Annotated in this window: 1 pseudogene; it reads right to left on the bottom strand. The window is 44.1% G+C overall.

The features are described 5' to 3' along the window. A pseudogene (locus HT671_RS03755) lies at positions 1-547 on the bottom strand (FIVAR domain-containing protein); the annotation flags it as partial.

Genomic DNA, 547 nt, shown 5'->3' with positions numbered 1-547 from the left:
TTTATCCTCAGTTAGTTTATTTTTCGCTGTAGTTGTCGCTGCGGTTGTTACGGCATCTTCTGCCGCTTTCAAGGCTGCTTTGGCTGCGTTTACTTTCGCTAGCTCTGCTTGTACAGCTTCTGGTGCCGCATTGTCGTCCGCTATTACTTTTTTCGCTGCTTCCACTGCTTTATCCGCCGCTTCTTTTGCTTTAGTATATGCGTCAACTTTGCTTTGTGGCTTGTCATCTGTAGTTGGTTGACTTGCTACTTCGCTTGCTAAATCGTTATTCGCTTGCGTTAGAGCTGTCTTGTCTGCTTTGTCGACTAACTGCTCTTTCGCTTTGTCTAACTTACCTTGCGCTTCTGTTACTTTTTCTTGCGCTTCTTGAATTTCAGCTGCTGTCGCATTGTCACCTTTAGCTAATACTGCTTTGGCTGCTTCCTTCGCTGTTGCAACATCTGCTTCTGCTTCTTTCTTAGCGGCTTCGTATGCTTGAATACTTTCTGGTGTCTTACCTTCTGTACTTACAGCTTCATCTAACTTCGATTTATCCTCAGTTAGTTTA

It is taken from the genome of Streptococcus sp. 2741 (assembly GCF_013276315.1).
Taxonomy (GTDB): Bacteria; Bacillota; Bacilli; order Lactobacillales; family Streptococcaceae; genus Streptococcus; species Streptococcus pseudopneumoniae.
The sequence above is the reverse complement of the archived record's forward strand: the minus strand, read 5'-3'. Positions and strand labels throughout refer to the sequence as shown.